This is a genomic window from Desulfocapsa sulfexigens DSM 10523, from assembly GCF_000341395.1.
In the GTDB taxonomy this organism is placed as follows: domain Bacteria; phylum Desulfobacterota; class Desulfobulbia; order Desulfobulbales; family Desulfocapsaceae; genus Desulfocapsa; species Desulfocapsa sulfexigens.
The window spans coordinates 2,861,108-2,878,487 of the sequence record NC_020304.1; the positions used below are offsets into that span (position 1 = coordinate 2,861,108).

At 43.2% G+C, this 17,380-nt stretch carries 19 protein-coding genes; 14 read left to right on the forward strand and 5 right to left on the reverse strand.

Annotated features, from left to right (window positions below; translation table 11 throughout):
* Window positions 1–5: 5 nt before the first annotated feature.
* The 10 genes from UWK_RS12715 (at window position 6) to ribD (ending at window position 8,970) form a co-directional block, all read left to right on the forward strand.
* Window positions 6–1,160, forward strand: coding sequence for an acyl-CoA dehydrogenase family protein (locus tag UWK_RS12715; RefSeq protein WP_015404788.1), 1,155 nt, complete (start codon window positions 6–8; stop codon window positions 1,158–1,160).
* Window positions 1,161–1,178: 18 nt separating this feature from the next.
* A complete protein-coding gene (locus tag UWK_RS12720; RefSeq protein ID WP_015404789.1) occupies window positions 1,179–1,958 on the forward strand; it encodes an electron transfer flavoprotein subunit beta/FixA family protein in 780 nt (259 codons plus the stop codon).
* 23 nt (window positions 1,959–1,981) lie between these two features.
* The gene (locus UWK_RS12725; RefSeq protein WP_015404790.1) at window positions 1,982–3,175 is read left to right on the forward strand and encodes an electron transfer flavoprotein subunit alpha; all 1,194 of its coding nucleotides are present in this window, start codon (window positions 1,982–1,984) and stop codon (window positions 3,173–3,175) included.
* Window positions 3,172–3,915, forward strand: coding sequence for a 3-oxoacyl-[acyl-carrier-protein] reductase (fabG, locus tag UWK_RS12730; RefSeq protein ID WP_015404791.1), 744 nt, complete (start codon window positions 3,172–3,174; stop codon window positions 3,913–3,915). The genes UWK_RS12725 and fabG overlap by 4 nt, the downstream gene beginning before the upstream one ends.
* Window positions 3,916–4,016: 101 nt before the next feature.
* Window positions 4,017–4,247: an acyl carrier protein gene (gene acpP, locus UWK_RS12735; RefSeq protein ID WP_015404792.1), complete on the forward strand. Its 231-nt coding sequence runs from the start codon at window positions 4,017–4,019 to the stop codon at window positions 4,245–4,247.
* 47 nt (window positions 4,248–4,294) lie between these two features.
* Window positions 4,295–5,539 carry a beta-ketoacyl-ACP synthase II gene (gene fabF / locus UWK_RS12740; RefSeq protein WP_015404793.1) on the forward strand — a complete coding sequence of 415 codons (1,245 nt, stop codon included), beginning with the start codon at window positions 4,295–4,297 and terminating at the stop codon, window positions 5,537–5,539.
* Between the two features lie 20 nt (window positions 5,540–5,559).
* Window positions 5,560–5,985, forward strand: a complete 426-nt coding sequence (rpiB, locus tag UWK_RS12745; protein ID WP_015404794.1) for a ribose 5-phosphate isomerase B — start codon at window positions 5,560–5,562, stop codon at window positions 5,983–5,985.
* A gap of 113 nt (window positions 5,986–6,098) precedes the next feature.
* The gene (locus tag UWK_RS12750) at window positions 6,099–7,337 is read left to right on the forward strand and encodes a serine hydroxymethyltransferase (protein ID WP_015404795.1); all 1,239 of its coding nucleotides are present in this window, start codon (window positions 6,099–6,101) and stop codon (window positions 7,335–7,337) included.
* 27 nt (window positions 7,338–7,364) lie between these two features.
* A complete protein-coding gene (nrdR, locus tag UWK_RS12755; protein ID WP_015404796.1) occupies window positions 7,365–7,847 on the forward strand; it encodes a transcriptional regulator NrdR in 483 nt (160 codons plus the stop codon).
* Window positions 7,822–8,970 carry a bifunctional diaminohydroxyphosphoribosylaminopyrimidine deaminase/5-amino-6-(5-phosphoribosylamino)uracil reductase RibD gene (gene ribD / locus UWK_RS12760; protein WP_083907296.1) on the forward strand — a complete coding sequence of 383 codons (1,149 nt, stop codon included), beginning with the start codon at window positions 7,822–7,824 and terminating at the stop codon, window positions 8,968–8,970. The genes nrdR and ribD overlap by 26 nt, the downstream gene beginning before the upstream one ends.
* An 8-nt stretch (window positions 8,971–8,978) precedes the next feature.
* Here the strand turns inward: ribD and UWK_RS12765 are convergent, their stop codons facing one another.
* The 3 genes from UWK_RS12765 to UWK_RS12775 form a co-directional block, all read right to left on the reverse strand.
* A complete protein-coding gene (locus UWK_RS12765; protein ID WP_015404798.1) occupies window positions 8,979–9,938 on the reverse strand; it encodes a ParB N-terminal domain-containing protein in 960 nt (319 codons plus the stop codon).
* 133 nt (window positions 9,939–10,071) lie between these two features.
* A complete protein-coding gene (locus UWK_RS12770; RefSeq protein WP_015404799.1) occupies window positions 10,072–10,359 on the reverse strand; it encodes an integration host factor subunit alpha in 288 nt (95 codons plus the stop codon).
* A 157-nt stretch (window positions 10,360–10,516) separates the two neighbouring features.
* Complete coding sequence (locus tag UWK_RS12775) at window positions 10,517–11,728, reverse strand: type II secretion system F family protein (protein WP_015404800.1); 1,212 nt, start codon at window positions 11,726–11,728, stop codon at window positions 10,517–10,519.
* Window positions 11,729–12,173: 445 nt separating this feature from the next.
* On the opposite strand from UWK_RS12775, the gene UWK_RS12780 reads away from it, so the two are divergent.
* Complete coding sequence (locus UWK_RS12780; RefSeq protein WP_015404801.1) at window positions 12,174–12,422, forward strand: PxxKW family cysteine-rich protein; 249 nt, start codon at window positions 12,174–12,176, stop codon at window positions 12,420–12,422.
* A gap of 119 nt (window positions 12,423–12,541) precedes the next feature.
* Here the strand turns inward: UWK_RS12780 and UWK_RS12785 are convergent, their stop codons facing one another.
* Both UWK_RS12785 and UWK_RS12790 read right to left on the reverse strand, forming a co-directional pair.
* Window positions 12,542–13,240 (reverse strand): YggS family pyridoxal phosphate-dependent enzyme, encoded by a 699-nt coding sequence (locus UWK_RS12785; protein WP_015404802.1) that lies wholly within the window; start codon window positions 13,238–13,240, stop codon window positions 12,542–12,544.
* 5 nt (window positions 13,241–13,245) lie between these two features.
* Window positions 13,246–14,073, reverse strand: coding sequence for a TatD family hydrolase (locus tag UWK_RS12790; protein ID WP_015404803.1), 828 nt, complete (start codon window positions 14,071–14,073; stop codon window positions 13,246–13,248).
* 174 nt (window positions 14,074–14,247) lie between these two features.
* Here UWK_RS12790 and ade point away from each other — a divergent pair, with 174 nt between their 5' ends.
* The 3 genes from ade (at window position 14,248) to UWK_RS12805 (ending at window position 17,375) form a co-directional block, all read left to right on the forward strand.
* Complete coding sequence (gene ade / locus UWK_RS12795) at window positions 14,248–15,978, forward strand: adenine deaminase (protein WP_015404804.1); 1,731 nt, start codon at window positions 14,248–14,250, stop codon at window positions 15,976–15,978.
* A gap of 323 nt (window positions 15,979–16,301) precedes the next feature.
* On the forward strand, window positions 16,302–16,706 hold the full coding sequence (locus UWK_RS12800) for a roadblock/LC7 domain-containing protein (protein ID WP_015404805.1): 405 nt from the start codon (window positions 16,302–16,304) through the stop codon (window positions 16,704–16,706).
* A gap of 63 nt (window positions 16,707–16,769) precedes the next feature.
* On the forward strand, window positions 16,770–17,375 hold the full coding sequence (locus UWK_RS12805; RefSeq protein ID WP_015404806.1) for a GTP-binding protein: 606 nt from the start codon (window positions 16,770–16,772) through the stop codon (window positions 17,373–17,375).
* Window positions 17,376–17,380 lie beyond the last annotated feature (5 nt).

The window sequence follows — 17,380 nt, forward strand, 5'->3', positions numbered from 1 at the left end:
AGACGATGGATTATTTTCTTACAGAAGAACAAAGCATGATTGTGGATATTGCCAGGCAGATAACAGACGAGCAGATCATTCCAAAGCGTGCAGAGCTTGATGAAAAAGATGAGTTTCCTCGTGAGATTCTCGAAAGTATGGGACAGGCAGATCTTTTCGGGGTGCCGATTCCTGAAGAGTATGGTGGTTTTGGTGGAGGATGTTTCGATATTGTCTTAGCTCTGGAACAGCTCGGTCGTGGCTGTATAGGTGTCGCAACTGCTTTTGCAGCAAGCGCCCTTGGAATTTATCCAATTATGATTTCTGGATCTGAGGAAATGAAACAAAAGTATCTTCCCTCAGTTGCCGCTGGTAAGAAATTCGCAGCATTTGGCCTTACGGAGGCCAATGCCGGGTCAGATGCCTCTGGAATCCAGACCACTGCAACCCTGGATGGTGATGAGTGGGTTATTAATGGAACCAAACAGTGGATTACTAATGGTGGTGAAGCCCAGATATATACAGTTGTAGCTATCACTGACAGGTCAAAAGGTGCCCGTGGTGCTTCGATGTTTGTTGTGGAGGAAGGTGATCCTGGCTTTACCTGTGGGCCTAAAGAAAAAAAGATGGGGATTCGTGCCTCGTCCACCACGGAATTGATTTTTAAAGATTGCAGAATTCCCAAAGACAGACTTATTGGGCGTTTGGGAACCGGGTTTATCACCGTGATGAAGACTCTTGATTCATCCCGTCCAGGTATTGCAGCACTTGGACTTGGTATTGGACAGGCTTGCATTGATGAGGCAACATCCTATGCCAAACAGAGAATTCAGTTTGATAAACCTATTATTGGATTCCAGGCGATTCAGCATATTCTGGCAGATATGGCCATTCAGTTGGAGGCTTCAAGAGCACTTGTCTATGCATCCGCCAAGCATATTGATGCGCACCCCAAGGATATGTCAAAAGTTTCCTCCATGTGCAAAGTCATGGCGACCGATATGGCTATGAAGGTGAGTACCGATGCTGTACAGGTTATGGGAGGCTATGGTTATATGCGTGAATATCCTGTTGAGAAAATGATGCGTGATGCCAAGATTCTCCAGATTTATGAAGGAACAAATCAGGTACAGCGTAATGTGATTGGTCAGGAACTAAATAAGGAATACTCGCGTAAATAGCAAACAGAGTTAACTACTATGAAGATTGTTGTCTGTATCAAACAGGTGCCGGATGCCAAGGATGTACGTCTTGATCCGGTGACTAATACGCTGGCAAGAGAAGGGGTTCAGTCCATTATGAATCCCTATGATCAGCACGCTGTTGAGGAAGCAGTCCACCTGAAAGAAAAACTTGGTGGTACTGTAACTGTGTTGAGCATGGGACCGCCCCAGGCTGAAGAGGTTCTTAGACAGGCTATTTCCTGTGGTGCTGATCATGCAGTACTGGTCTCCGATCGAGCATTTGCAGGGGCCGATACCTGGGCTACTTCTTACACCCTTGCTAAGGCGGTTCAAAAGATTGGTGACTTTGATCTGATCCTCTGCGGAAAGCAGGCGATAGATGGTGATACTGCTCAGGTTGGACCAGGCCTTGCCATTCAACTCGACATTCCATTTGTTACCTGTATTCAGAAAATTCGTGAGGCAACGGATACAGAGCTTGTTATGGAACGGATGATGGATGATGGGTATGATGTGTTGGCCGTTGACTATCCTGTTCTACTTACCGTTGTGAAGGATATTAATACTCCACGTGTGCCTTCATTGAAGGGCAAGATGAAAGCGAAAAAGGCGGAAATCCTCGTCCTGTCTGCCGCAGATGTCGGTGCTGATCCGAAAAAAATTGGTTTAGCAGGATCACCGACTCAGGTTGTTGATGTGTTCCCGCCACCTCCGCGTGGAGAGAGAGCTCTTTTGACCGGTTCCATTGATGACCAGGTTGAACAACTGGTTGAAAGACTGGCTGTCTACCTATAAAGAGACTGGAGAAAGAGAAAACTATGCTGATTGTTGATAAAGAACGGTGTACCGGTTGTGGTGTCTGTGAAGCTAATTGTGCTTTTGGGGCCATTGAAGTTGTTGATGGTATAGCCGTTGTCGGTGATGCCTGTACTCTTTGTGGAGCCTGTGTAGAGAGTTGTGAGTTTGACGCCTTAACGATAGAGGGTGCTGAAAAAAGTGTTCAGATGGATCTGGAAAGCTGGAGCGGCATCTGGGTTTACTGTGAATTCAGGGGTGGTAATTTAGCAACTGTTGCCTTGGAACTTCTGGGTGTCGGTCGAACACTTGCTGATGCCAGAGGTGTCAAATTGGTTGCAGTGTTGATTGGTTCCGAAACAGGTGACAGCGCTGAAAAGTTAATCGGCCACGGCGCTGATATTGTCTATCGTGCAGATGATCCTGCGCTCCACTATTTTACCGATGAAGCATATGGGGCCATTCTTACAGAATTAATACGTAAGAAAAAACCGGAAGTAGTTCTTGCAGGTGCCACTGCTATTGGTCGTTCATTTTTTCCAGGTGTTGCAAATGCTCTTGGGGCCGGGCTTACTGCGGACTGTACTCAACTGGCAATACGCGCTGGTGACGGTGCGTTGCTGCAGACACGGCCAGCCTTTGGAGGCAACATCATGGCAACCATTGAATGCCCAGGCTCGAGACCACAGATGTCCACTGTACGGCCCAATGTGATGAAACAGCTTGAGTTTGATCCAAGTCGTAGTGGTGAGATTATAGATATAGATCTTGCTCCAGCCATGCTCAAGTCAAAAGTCAGGGTGTTGGAATCCGTTGTCTCTGATTCTGATGATGTCAATATTCAGGAATCTGATATTCTGGTCGGGGGTGGACGAGGACTTGATACTGAGAAAGGCTTTACCCTTATCCGTGAACTCGCCAGAAGTCTCGATGGTTCTGTTTCTGCAAGCCGTGCAGTTGTTGATGCCGGATGGATAGGATATCCTCACCAGGTTGGGCAGACCGGGAAAACAGTTGCTCCCAAGTTGTATATTGCCTGTGGTATTTCCGGGGCAATTCAGCATGTTGCCGGAATGCAATCATCTGAGACTATTGTTGCTATTAATCGTGATGAGAATGCTCCGATATTTAACGTTGCTGACTTTGGCATAGTGGGTGATCTGTTTGAGGTTTTACCTAAACTTATCAGTAAAATTGAGGAACATCGAAAATCATGAGTCTGAAGGGGAAAAATGCATTGGTCACCGGTGGGAGCAGAGGAATTGGTCGTGCGATCTGTATTCGTCTTGCTGCCATGGGAGCCCATGTGTATATAAACTATGTGTCCAATCCCGACGCTGCCAGTGAAACCCGAAAAATTATCATTGACGCAGGAGGGAGCGCTGATATCCTTGCGTTTAATGTTGGGGAGAGTACCCAGGCTCAGGATGCAATACAAAGTTTAATAAAAGAAGCCGGGTCTCTCGATATACTTGTAAATAATGCAGGGATTACCCGGGATGGCTTGATGGCCAGAATGAAAGAAGAAGATTGGGACGCCGTTCTTGATATCAATCTTAAAGGTTCTTTTATCTGTTCAAAGGCAGCGGCACGTTCCATGATGAAAAAAAGATGGGGACGGATTGTCAATATTTCTTCAGTCATAGGTTTTGCCGGAAATGCCGGACAGGTTAACTATGCAGCAGCCAAGGCTGGAATGCAAGGTCTGACTAAATCAATGGCACGTGAGTTTGCTGGACGGAATATTACGGTTAATGCGGTTGCCCCCGGGTATATCAGTACCGATATGACCCGTGACCTCCCTGAAGCAATACAGGAAAAAATTAAAAATCAAATTCCCCTGGCAAGTCTTGGCAGTCCTCAAGATGTTGCTGGAGCAGTTGCGTATCTTGTCAGTGATGATGGGGCGTATGTCACAGGAAATACAATTCATGTGAATGGTGGAATGTATATGTGATTTACAGTTTCCTCTGAGTTTGTTAATAGTGGTGTCTGTGACCGAATACCCGAAAAATTCGGGATTCATAAAAAATAGTAAAAAACATACAGGAGCAAAAAATGGCAATTGAACAACAGATGGTTGATATTATCGTTGAGCAGTTGAGTGTTGATAAAGATAAAGTGGTTCCCGGTGCATCATTTGTTGATGACCTTGGGGCCGATTCCCTCGATCTTGTTGAACTGATTATGGCAATGGAAGAAGAATTTGACGTCGAAATTCCCGACGAGGAAGCCGAAAAAATCGCTACTGTCCAGAATGCTATTGATTTTGTAAACAACTTGAAATAATTTTTTTCCGGGGTGCTTGGTGCTTCCTGGAACTCAAGAGGAATACAATGGCTAAGCGCAGAGTAGTTGTAACAGGCATTGGTTTGGTAACTCCTTTAGGAACTGGAAGGGATAAGACCTGGAAAAAGCTTCTTAACGGGGAAAGTGGTATAGGTCCGATTACTCGTTTCGATGCCTCCGGGTTTGCCTCGCAGATAGCTGCTGAGGTGTCCGATTTTGAGACCCTGGATCATTTTGATACAAAAAGTTCCAAACATCTTGATCTTTTTGTTCAATATGGCATCGTTGCTGCTCGTTCTGCCATTGAAGACAGCGGCGTGAATATTACTCCAGGTAATTGCAACAGGGTTGGGGTGATAACCGGCTGTGGCATGGGGGGGCTTGGGACGATTGAGAAGAACCACAGCGTTTATCTTGATCGCGGTTCAAAAAGGATATCACCATTCTTTATCCCAATGGCGATCCCTAATATGCCATCCGGGCATATATCTATGCAGATAGGCGCCAAAGGCCCTAACCTGTCATTGTCCACAGCCTGTGCTGCAGGGACTCATGCAGTTGGAGAAGCTTTCAGGTCCATTGTTTATGGAACTACTGATATTGTGGTAACCGGTGGGACTGAGTCTGTTATTTGTCCACTTGGGGTTGGTGGGTTCTCAGCTATGAAAGCTTTATCGACGAGAAACGATGACCCTACCAAGGCTTCACGTCCTTTTGATAAAGATCGTGATGGTTTTTTGATTGCTGAAGGTGCAGGCATGATTGTTCTTGAGGAATTGGAGCATGCACTTGCCAGAGGTGCTGATATTTATGCAGAAATGGTTGGTGCAGGAGCATCCAGTGATGCATATCACATCGCTGCTCCTCCTGAAGATGGCAACGGTGCAGCTCGCTGTATGGAAATGGCACTCCAGGATGCTGGTTTATTGCCATCTGATATTGATTATATTAATGCCCATGGAACGTCTACTCCTTTGAATGATCGTTGTGAAACTGCTGCTATCAAAAGTGTTTTCGGTGACCATGCTGCAAAACTTGCCATTAGTTCAACAAAATCAATGACCGGACATGCTCTTGGCGCAGCTGGTGGTCTTGAGGCTGCGTTCCTTGCCATGACTATTAAGGATCAGATTGCTCCACCCACTATTAACCTGGATAGTCCGAGCATTGAATGTGATCTGGACTACGTTCCGCATATCGCAAGAAAGATGGAAATTAGAGCTGCTATTTCCAATTCTTTTGGCTTTGGTGGAACCAATGGTGTTGTCGTTATGAAGCGTTTTGGTTCTTGATTTAGATAAAAGGGGACAGTGTGAGAGTAGCAATCGGTTCAGATCATGGTGGATTTTCGTTAAAAGAAGTAATTATACCTCTCTTAAAGGAACTGGGCCACGAAGTTATTGATGTTGGTTGCCATGACGAGCAATCCGTTGATTATCCAGGTTTTGCTGATCTTGTCTGTGAACAGATCATGTCCTCTGAGGCCGATAAAGGTATCCTTATATGTGGGACAGGAATTGGTATGTCCATGGCTGCAAACAAACATGAAGGTATCCGGGCCGCATTGTGCAGTGAGCAATACACAGCACGCATGAGTCGCGAACATAATGATGCAAATATTCTTTGCATGGGGGAACGTGTTACTGGTCCTGGAGTAGCGATGGAAATCGTTCGAACCTGGCTTGATACACCTTTTGGAGGTGGACGGCATCAGCGTCGTATAGAGTTGTTCAGTTAAAGTGATTTTATTAAAATCTACTGTTAAAGCCGGCTTACTTTCTTGGGTATGCCGGTTTTTTCGTCTGTTTAGTGATAAACAGATACTATTTTCAATAAGAAGAGAGAATGTTTATGTCTGCCTTAGAAAACACTGATCCAGATATCTTTGCCTGTATCAACAATGAGTATGAACGTCAAAACAGTCAACTTGAATTGATAGCATCTGAAAATATTGTTTCCGCAGCAGTTCTTGAGGCTCAGGGGTCTATTTTTACCAATAAATATGCCGAAGGATATCCTCAGAAACGATATTATGGTGGATGTGATCAGGCTGATAAAGTTGAGACGCTTGCCATAGACAGAGCTAAGGAGATTTTTGGTGCTGAATATGCTAATGTCCAGCCCCATTCCGGGTCTCAGGCAAATATGGCTGTTTATTTCGCCACATTAAAGCCTGGCGATAAGGTGCTTGGGATGGATCTTGCCCATGGTGGTCATTTAACCCATGGTAGCGGGGTCAATTTCTCAGGTCAGTTGTTTAACTTTCTCTCTTACGGGGTAGAAAGGAAAACTGAACAGATTAATATGGAAGAAGTTGAACGTATTGCTTTTGAAAACCGGCCCAAGATGATAGTTGCCGGAGCTTCTGCCTACTCCCGCTTTATTGATTTTGAAGGTTTTCGTAAGATTGCCGACCAGATAGGTGCTTTATTTATGGTAGATATGGCACATATCGCAGGGCTTGTTGCTGCGGGGGTACATCCCTCTCCCGTGCCATATGCTGATTTTGTAACGACTACCACCCATAAGACCATGCGTGGGCCACGTGGTGGCTTGATTCTTGCTCGGAATAAATGGGGACAGAGTTTGAACTCCAAGATTTTTCCTGGTATTCAGGGAGGCCCCCTTGTCCATGTGATATCAGCTAAGGCCGTCGCCTTTAAAGAGGCTATGACGGATTCCTTTAAAAGCTACCAACAACAGGTTGTAGATAATGCCAGTGCGCTTGGTCAGAACCTTGTTAATAAAGGGTTCAGATTAGTTTCCGGGGGAACTGATAATCATCTCATTCTTCTGGATCTGACAAGTAAGGATATTACTGGTAAGGAAGCGGAGGAACTGCTGGAGCGAGCTGGATTGACCACAAACAAGAATGCTATTCCTTTTGATAAACAACCGCGATTTGTTACTTCCGGGATTCGCATAGGTACCCCTGCTGTTACAACAAGAGGCCTTGGAATTAAAGAAATGGGTCTTATTGCTGAGTGGATTGAACGTGTTCTTACAGAGAGAAGTGACGAAGCGATGATTGCAGTGCGTCAGGAAGTGCGAGCGCTGTGTGACACTCACCCACTGTCTAATATTTTCTGATATCTATCTTAATTTACAGGAGATTTAATGAAGTGTCCCTATTGCGGTCATCTTGACAATAAGGTTATCGACTCACGGCTTAATAAAGAAAGTACTATTACCAGAAGACGGCGTTCCTGTCTTTCTTGTGAACAGCGCTTTACTACTTATGAGCGCCTTGAGGTTATGCTTCCCATGCTTGTTAAGAAAGATGGTAGAAGAGAGGTATGGGATAGGCAGAAGATGGTTGTTGGTCTTGAGAAAGCCTGTGAAAAGCGTCCTGTAAGCTGTGATGATATAGATGAATTTGTTGACAATATTGAAAGCAAGCTGCAGGATTTTCCCTCCAAGGAAGTTCCATCAGTGGTCATTGGTGAATGGGTTATGGAAGATCTTCCAGGTCTTGATGAAGTTGCCTATGTCCGTTTTGCCTCTGTGTACCGTCAATTTAAAGACGTTAACGAATTTATGGATGAGTTGAAGGGGCTACTCGATTCAAGGGGCGATGTTGAGTCTAAAAAAGAAGGCTGAGAGAACATTTTCAAAAAGAGATGAGCAGTTTATGCGTCTTGCTCTGCATCAGGCCCGAAAAGGAATTGGGAGGACTTCTCCTAATCCATGTGTCGGGGCTGTTGTTGTACAGGATGACGATACTGTCGTAAGCCGTGGTTACCATAAAAAAGCTGGAACGCCACATGCCGAGGTGCATGCACTGCGAAAAGCTGGAAGCCGTGCTGAAGGGGCTACCATTTATGTAACTCTTGAACCCTGCAACCATACCGGTCGTACGCCGCCCTGCAGTCACGCTGTTGCTGCTGCAGGGATCAAACGAGTCGTTGTTGGTATGGTGGATCCAAACCCTTTAGTCAGTGGTAGTGGAATCAGTTACCTGAGAAAACAGGGGATAGAGGTTCTTAGTGGTGTTCTTGAAAATGAATGTAAGGAAGTTAACCTTCCCTTTGTGAAACACATTACAACAGGTAAACCCTTTGTAGTTATGAAGGCTGGAATGAGCCTTGACGGGAAACTCAGTTACCAGAAAGGCGTCCCTGGGAAAATGACTGGTGCTAAAAGCCGACGTACCGTACATGGTCTTCGTAACAGTATGGATGCTATTCTGGTCGGTGTTGGTACCGTTATCGCTGATAATCCATCCCTTACAACCCGTTTGGTCAAGTGTGGCAGAGATCCGCTGCGTGTTGTTCTCGATAGTTCTTTGAGGATCTCCTCTCAAGCAAAAATTCTTCATCTGGATTCATCTGCATCAACCCTGATTTTTTGTTCACCTGTTGCTGATAGAGATAAAAAAGAACTGCTCGGTAAAATGGACGGAGTCAATGTTCAGTCGGTAGCTTTAGACGAAACTGGCAGAGGGTTAGATATGAACAGAGTTCTTGACCACCTGGGGAAAATGGGTATCTGTTCCCTCCTTGTTGAAGGTGGTGCTGAAATTCATGGCAGTTTTCTCAGCAAATCACTGGTAGACAGAGTAATGCTTTTTGTCGCGCCTCTCTTTGGCGGCTCGTCGGGAACACCTTTGCTGAGTGGCTTCCCCGTGAGCGATAACACGAGTGCTCCAAGGTTACAAAACATTCACTATAAAAAATGTGGAGAGGATGTACTTGTTCGGGGAGATTTTTTTACTACTCTTTGATACTCCAATCAGTTGCGCCTGGTTTCAGCAAGGTGTAGGATTTCTGGTACCCGCTTCTCCAGTTCTGTGAGTGTCTTAAAATCCATTATAAGAGAAACAGCATCTGTTTCAAACGAAAGAGCATGGGTTACCTTGCAGGTGGCTGGTAAATTCATGGTAGTAACTTTTTTTCTGAATAATTCTTCTGCAGAAATGCTTTGTGGAAAGAGCATCTTTTGCATGCAAGCCAAAAGAACAGTTGCTTTCTGTGGTTGATTCATTTCAGGATGAGTAAGGATTTCATTGAATTCGGGTTTCATTAACAGCTCTGTTAGTGTTTTTTCTTCTCTGTACGCAAGATCCTTGCACAGAGAAAGTAGCCTTTTTTGCTTTCCCCCACCAAGTTGTAAATCAATAAATATTCCATGAAGCAACTGTCTGTCTTCTGGACTCATTTTTAGTAGCTCATGTGCAGTTTTTTCACCAATGATTCCATTGTGTATGCTGATTTGAATATCCAACTCAAGCTCTATCAGATCTAAACATTTATTGATGGTGTGCGGCTGTATTTTTTGGTGAAGAATTGTAAAAAATAATGCCGCTGCCTCTTTACTATCCATATATTTAAGACAGTGGCTGAAAAAATAGGCTTTTTCCATTGCACTGAAATTGCCAGAGAGTGACTGGTCTTCAACTATATAGGACAAAATATTTTTAGGTGAGTTATCTTCTCTGAGAATGAGACATAGAGGGGATTTTTTACCAGGGTTGGTTTTGAGAGTTTCCAGCCTGGATTTTCCGCAGACCAATTTGTAGCGCTCTTTAGGTTGCCGCAGGAGGATTGGTGGACGAAGTATGCCTACTCTATTAATAGATTCAACAAGGGCAGTGGCGGGTGGTTTAGAACTAAGAAAAGGGTGAAGGCTCCATTCGTCTGAGATTTGTATTTTATTCAGCTCTATTGGGTGAAAGGTCGCAGAGGGATGCATCGTATCTGTAGTATGAAGCACGGCAAGAAGGCGTTAGAGAATAAAAAAAACCTGTGTTTCTTCAAGGTGATGAGAATAAACACAGGTTAACGGGAGACCTGAATAATAATTACTTTAGTAAAACTATTGGTGATCAGGCCTCATTAATTTTGTCGCGGAGAATTCCAGACGGTTTAAAGGTGACCACACGTCTGGCATCAAGGGTCAGTTCATCGCCTGTCTGGGGATTACGTCCTCTTCTGGACTTTTTGTCTTTAACATTGAATTTCCCGAAACCACTTAAGAGAAGATCGGTACCATTAATTAGTGATGTTTTGGAGATACGTAGAAAAGCTTCAACAGAATCGGTTGCTTGAGCCTTTGTTAACGATCCGTGAGATTTGTATACTTGCTGAACAAGATCAGCTTTTGTGAGAGTCATGATTGATTCCTCCTCTAAGGTAATCGATATTTAGTACCTTTTCCCCTCAAGGGGGTTCTGAACTGAGTACTGGCTTACTTATTTTAACCAGTGTTAGTTATAATCTGCTTTTAATGATATGCGTCAAGGGAATAAAGTCAATAGTAACTGTTTTTTTTTATCCACCAACGGCATTGGCCATTGAGAAAATTGGGAGATACATGGCGATGACCAGACCACCAATCATGCCCCCCAGGAAGACCATCATGAAAGGTTCGATCATGGCGGTGAGGTTTTCAACTGCCTGATCTACTTCTCCATCATAAAAGTCAGCAATCTTGGCGAGCATAGTGTCGAGTGCTCCAACAGATTCACCAACGTTGATCATCTGGACGACCATATTGGGAAAGACACCACTTTCTTCTAAGGGTTCAGCAATGGGGCGTCCCTCTGCAATACTATCGGCTACACGAAAAACAGCAGCTTCAATGACCTTGTTGCCGGCAGTTTTTGCAACCACCTGTAATGCGTCAAGAATAGGAACGCCACTTTGCAGCATGGTGCTGAGAGTCCTGGTGAATTTGGAAACAGCAACCTTTCTGATTAAGGGGCCAGCAACTGGAGCTTTGATCAGCATTGCATCCATTCTGAACCGTCCTCTCTCCGTGGAATATATCTTTTTTATGGTGTAAATTACTGCAAAGAGGCCCATGCCTAGCCAAAGAAAATTGCTTTTGAAGGTGTTTGACATTGAGACTACGATTTGGGTAGGGATCGGTAGCGCTGAGCCAAAACTTGCAAACATTTCCTCAAAAACAGGAATAACAAAAACCAGAATTACCACAAGTATAAGTGCTGAGATTGCAAGACAGATTGCGGGATAGGTCATGGCTCCTTTAATTTTTTTCTTAAGAGCCATGGATTTTTCCATAAAAATAGCCAGCCTACCTAATATCGTATCGAGTATACCGCCTGTTTCACCAGCTTCGATCATATTTGAGAAAAGGTTGTCGAAAACTTTGGGATGTTTCCGCATGGCATCAGCAAAGGTTGTTCCTGTTTCGACATCGGATTTGATGTTTCCTAAAACTTTTTTTAATGTTGGGTTTTCCTGTTGCTTGGCCAAAATTTCCAGGCCTTGAACCAAAGGAAGTCCAGCGTCAATCATAGTGGAAAGTTGTCTGGTAAAAATAACAATATCCTTGCCGGTAACCTTAGGCTGGAAAAAGGAAATGTTTTCTAAAAGATCTTTGGGTTTTTCTTTTACAATCGGATCTTTAATACGAAGACGCTTGACATGGCCAAGAGCTGTTGCCTGGTCAGGAGCTTCTATTTCGCCTTTACGTTTGTCACCGTAGGAATTGATACCTTTCCATATATAGACCGGCATTAGTTTTTCTCCTGCATGATACTATTTTACTAAATTAAACCAATTAGTTGATTTGCTTTTATGTGAGCCGGTGCGTGTATACTCAAGGGGGCCGGCTACGCTTACATTTGAGTTGGATGTAAGTTCATTGAATACTAAGCAATTGTTAAATAACACAATGAAATTTATTCTATATCATGAAGTTATAGATTACAAGTTAGAGTATTGTGAGAAGTAATTATTTTCTGAGTGTCTCCTGTAGATTGCCATATTCTTTGATATTGCGTCTTCTTGGAAAAACTTTAGGGACTCCAATGTCTCTATTTGTTGCCTTTGTGAAAATTTGTTCTTGTCTAAAGTGATCGTGCTTGTTAATATGATCATCTTACGGTGAGTTTTCAGTGAGGACGTAGTTCCTGCGCTTTAATTGTATTAGATTAGTGTCATTGACTTTGAGGAGAACAGCATGCAGAATCAAGCTGCTATGAGTTTTAGCGAGAGAAGTTTTCAACCTGTTGTTGAAAAGTGTGAAGGTTGTGAGAGAATTGTAGAGGAAGCTGGTTCTAAATATTGCCAGTCTTACCTTCAGCCCGAGGCTAAATGGCGTTTGGGAATTTGTAATTTTGCAACGCATGCGAAACCAGAAATAACGGTCGTTACTGTCAGAATCAATCCTTTGAAAGCTGCAAAGAGAGCATCTGCTAAGAAAGTTTAACAGTAGCAGCAATAAGGAAGAACTAAAAAAAGCATTTTCTCGTTAATGAGAAGATGCTTTTTTTTTTTTGAAAAAACGCTTTGTCCTTCATATCCTGTGTTAGGACTGACACCGTCCCATTAAGCGATTTCGGGTCTGTCACCAAAAATTGCTGTCCCTATTCTTATAATCGTTGCCCCCTCTTCAATAGCCGTTTTGAAATCCTGTGACATCCCCATGGAAAGCTCAAACCTACTGTTGTCTGAAAAAAGTTCCTGCTTTGCTAGCTCTTTACCAAGGTTGCTAAGATCTCTGAAATAAATTCTGGTTTTTTCGGTATCAGACGAAAAAGGTGGAATGGTCATAAGTCCCATTGGCCGAATTTGTGAAAGGGTTCTTATGTGTTTTAGGAGGGCTCCAGCATTTTCAGGAGGAACTCCTGATTTTTTAGGATCTTCACCTATGTTTACCTGGATCAAGATATCTAATTTCCGATCAAGGGTGAGAAGATGTTTGTTTAAGGCTTTGGCGAGTTTAAGTCTGTCCACCGTTTCGACCATGGAAAAGAGCTCAGCTGCCAGTTTTGCTTTGTTGCTCTGGACATGGCCAATAAAATGAAACTTCGCTGCATCATCAATGCTGTGTCTTTTTTCTGCTGCCTCCTGGATATAGTTTTCACCAAAATAATATTGACCTGCTGCCATTGCCTCTTTAATACTGGCAATGGAGTGACGTTTTGAAACTGCAATTAATTTGATAGAAGAAGGGGCTCTATCACAGGCGAGAGCTGTCTGATTTATAGATTGGTGGATGGTGTTGAGGTTGTTGGCAATGGACATGGGGGTTAATCTCTGGGGCTGTAGTTGAATAGACGCGCAACATTTTCACTTGTAGTATCTGCCACTTCTTCCAGGCTGATTTTTTTGAGTTCGGCCACTTTCTCAGCCGTGTACAACAGATACGATGACTCATTTCTTTTTCCCCGCCAGGGAACGGGCGCGAGAAATGGCCCATCCGTTTCAAGAATTAATGAATTCAAGGGGATGTGTTTGGCAACCTCTTGAAGGTCGACTCCATTTTTGAAGGTCACAACTCCTGGAATTGAAATAAAAAAGCCAAGATCAATTATTTTTTTGGCAAAATCCATGTCACCTGAAAAACAGTGCATCACTCCTCCGTTAGGGAATGGGCCGTTGAGCTGCAGACTCTTCAAGGTGTCGTCGTGTGCTTCTCGGTCATGTATTATTACAGGCAAACAAAGTTCTTTTGCGAGGAGTAACTGTTTATGAAAGGCTTTTTTTTGGAGAGCAGGTTCAGCATATTGTTTTGCGTAATCAAGCCCTATCTCACCATAGCCGACGATATGTTCTCTATTGTCTGACACTAGTTGCTTCAGGCGCGTGTAGGTGGAATTGTCTGCGCTTTTGACGTCGTGGGGGTGAATCCCAACGGTGGCCTTGATCATAGAGTGGTGTTTGGCAAGTTCAATGGCTGTTTTCGAGCTTTTTTCGTCGATTCCAATGGTTATGATAGAACGCACCCCATTGGATTTTGCCCTCGCAAGGACCTGACCGAGATCTTCCTCGTAACAACTCATGTCGAGATGACAGTGGCTGTCAATAAGGAAACTATCTGCCTGAAGAACTGGTAATGGACGTTTGGTTTTTTTCATAATATTTTCAATGAGATTTTTAGCAGATTCATTCTGGTCATGCAATGTTGAAATGTATTAAAAACTGCTTTTGAGTTTCTCGATGCCACGATATACTTGTGATGATCAGCTGCGGATCATTTTAGAAGAATTGTCACGCTCCTTGATACCCTATTTATCAACCGAGGTTTTGAAATGAGAATTGACACAAAATTTACAAAGAGAAACCTGCAGGCAAGAGGACTTGAGCCTGCAGACTGTGTCTTGAAAAATTGTCGCATAATTGATGTCTTCTGTGGAGAAATTGTACATGCCGATGTGGCAATCTGTGAAGAAACAATTGTTGGAATAGGCGACTATTCAGGAAAAAAAGAGATCGATTGTAAAGAGGCATTTGTCGCTCCAGGGTTTATGGAGGGGCACATCCACATAGAAAGTTCCATGCTTAGTCCCAAACAATTCGTCAAAACTGTTTTACCGCACGGTACAACAACTGTCGTTTGTGATCCCCATGAAATTGCAAACGTTGCAGGAGTTGAAGGCGTGAAATATGTACTTGAAGAAAGTAAAGACCTTCCCTGTGCAATTTATGTGATGGCTCCCTCGTGTGTTCCTGCAACTCACCTTGAAAATTCTGGAGCAAGGCTTTCCTCAAGCGATCTTGAACTATTGTTAAAGTTACCTCGGGTGATTGGTGTGGCTGAGATGATGAATTACCCAGGTGTATTATTTCAAGACGAGGAAGTCGTGAGGAAAATTTGTCTGGCCAGGGAAAGTGGTGTTCCGATTGATGGTCATGCTCCAGGGGTAAGTGGAAAAGACCTCCAGGCCTATATTGGAAGTGGTATATTCTCCGATCATGAATGTGCCACCGCAGCTGAGGCTCTCGAAAAGCTTTCCTCCGGAATGTTTTTGTTTATGCGGGAAGGGTCAACCGCAAAGAATCTTGAAGACCTTCTTCCGGCTGTTACTGAGAAGAACAGTCACCGATGTCTACTGGTAACAGATGATTGTCACCCTGACGAATTGTTGAAAGAAGGACATCTTGATCGGATCCTCCGCAGGGCAATTTCCCTTGGACTTGACCCTGTAATAGCAATTCAAATGGTTACTATTAATGTTGCCAGTTACTTTAGGTTGTACGATCGAGGTGCGATTGCCCCTGGGTATCGCGCAGATCTCGTTGTGTTTGATGATTTAATGGATATTAGAATTAAGACTGTTTTCAGCGGCGGAACACAGTTAGATGAAATAATGTGTAACGAATCCCTTTTCTCCAAGTCCCTGACAGAAGGTTATCCTTCAGTACTCAATTCGGTTCATGTGGACACATCGAAAATTTCCTTTAAAATTCCAGCCGTCGGTAAGATTATCAAGGTGATTGGGGTTAGGAAGGATCAATTGGTCACTGATTCTCTTAGACTCCCTGCGTTGATTGACGACGGTTTTGTGCTTTCCGATATTTCCAGAGATATAATAAAAATTGCTGTTATAGAGCGCCACCATACAACAGGAAATATGGGACTTGGATTTGTTCATGGGATTGGTTTGCAGGAAGGGGCACTCGCGTCAACTGTGGGACATGATTCTCACAATATTACAGTTATTGGTGTAGATGATATGGATATGGAGATTGCTGTTCAGGCTATTGTCAAGCAGGGTGGGGGACTTGCAGTAGTGAAAAATGGAGAAGTGGTTGAGAGACTCGTGTTGGATGTGGCCGGTCTTATGTCAACGGATGAAGCTCATGTATTAGCTGATAAATTTTCCAATTTACTGATGGCTGCTCTAAAATTGGGCGTTCAAGTTTCTGATCCATTTATGTTGATGAGTTTTCTCGCTCTTCCCGTGATTCCTCATTTAAAGATTACAGACATGGGATTAGTTGATGTTGATGCCTTTTCCCACACGGATCTCTGGCTTTGATGTAGCAAGAAGATATGTATGCAAAGACTGTTAAATCAGTGTGTTAGATGAGAAGGTGGTGGCAGTGACGGAGGTTTTGCTATATCAGTATGATTTTTTTAGATAAAATAAAAAAAACATCTTCATATCGATATGAATCTGTCGTATACTAACTAGCGTTATGGTATCTTTGCTATGTGATTTATTTGACGAAGGAAATCTTTTTCTTCCGATTTAGAAAAGATAAAAAGAAAAATGTGGCCGCTGCCTAAGGGCTGAACGCTATATTAACAAGCTTAAGGGTCGACTGTGAAGACTCGTAATTAAGGAAAGAGGTATTTGGCATGAATTATGGAATAGTCAGTCAAGAGCAGCTGGAGCAGATTGATACAATTCTGGCCAGCAAGCTCATTAAACTTGGTGTCGATTGTGTCATCATTATAGATATGGCAGGCAATATAATCACTGCCAAAGATAACGGTGAGAGTAAATATGATGTGTATTCCTTTGCTGCTCTGGCCGCAGGAAATTTTGCAACAGTAGATGCTATGGCCAAATTGGTTGGTGAGGCGGAGTTTTCCCTGCTTTTCCATAAAGGTCAGGAATCGAATATCCATTTCAGTAAGATTGATGATGAGTTGTTACTTATATCTATGTTTGGAAAGGACATATCTCTCGGTTTTCTAAGACTAAACGTGGTTGAAGCTATCGAACAGATCCGTAAAGTTTGGGAAGGTGGCAACGGCTGATTTAATTCTGACAGCTTTCATTTTTGTAAAAAAACAGATGCGTTTAATACCGGGGGTAATGCGTTGAGTTTTATTAATTTAAAAGACAAAGTAGTTCAGGTTAAAATTGTTTATTATGGCCCTGGCAGGTGTGGTAAGACAACAAACTTGGAATATGTGAATCGTAAATTTCGTGACCAGATTCAATCAGAAATGGTTAGTCTGAAAACACACGGGGATCGAACGTTATTCTTTGACTTTCTACCCTTTGATATGGGCCAGATTAAGGGATATGACATTAAAATTCAGCTCTATACTGTACCTGGACAGGTGAAATATAATGCTACTCGAAAACTTGTTTTAAAAGGGGTAGATGGCGTTGTTTTTGTTGCTGACGCCATGGAGAAACAGCGCGAAAAAAATATCCGTTCACTGAACCAGTTACACGAAAATCTCCAGGCATATAAAGAATCAATCTTTAAGATTCCTCTGGTTATCCAATACAACAAGGTCGACTTGAAAGATCATGGAGTCCCGATATTGCCCACGGCAGTTCTGCGAAAAGATCTGAACAGTCGGCTGAAAGTACCGGATTTTGAAGCAAGTGCTATTACGGGATATAATGTTGCGGCAACCTTGAAAAAGATTATTTCATCAACGGTTGTTTCTATACAGAAAAAATTACTATAGGGAAT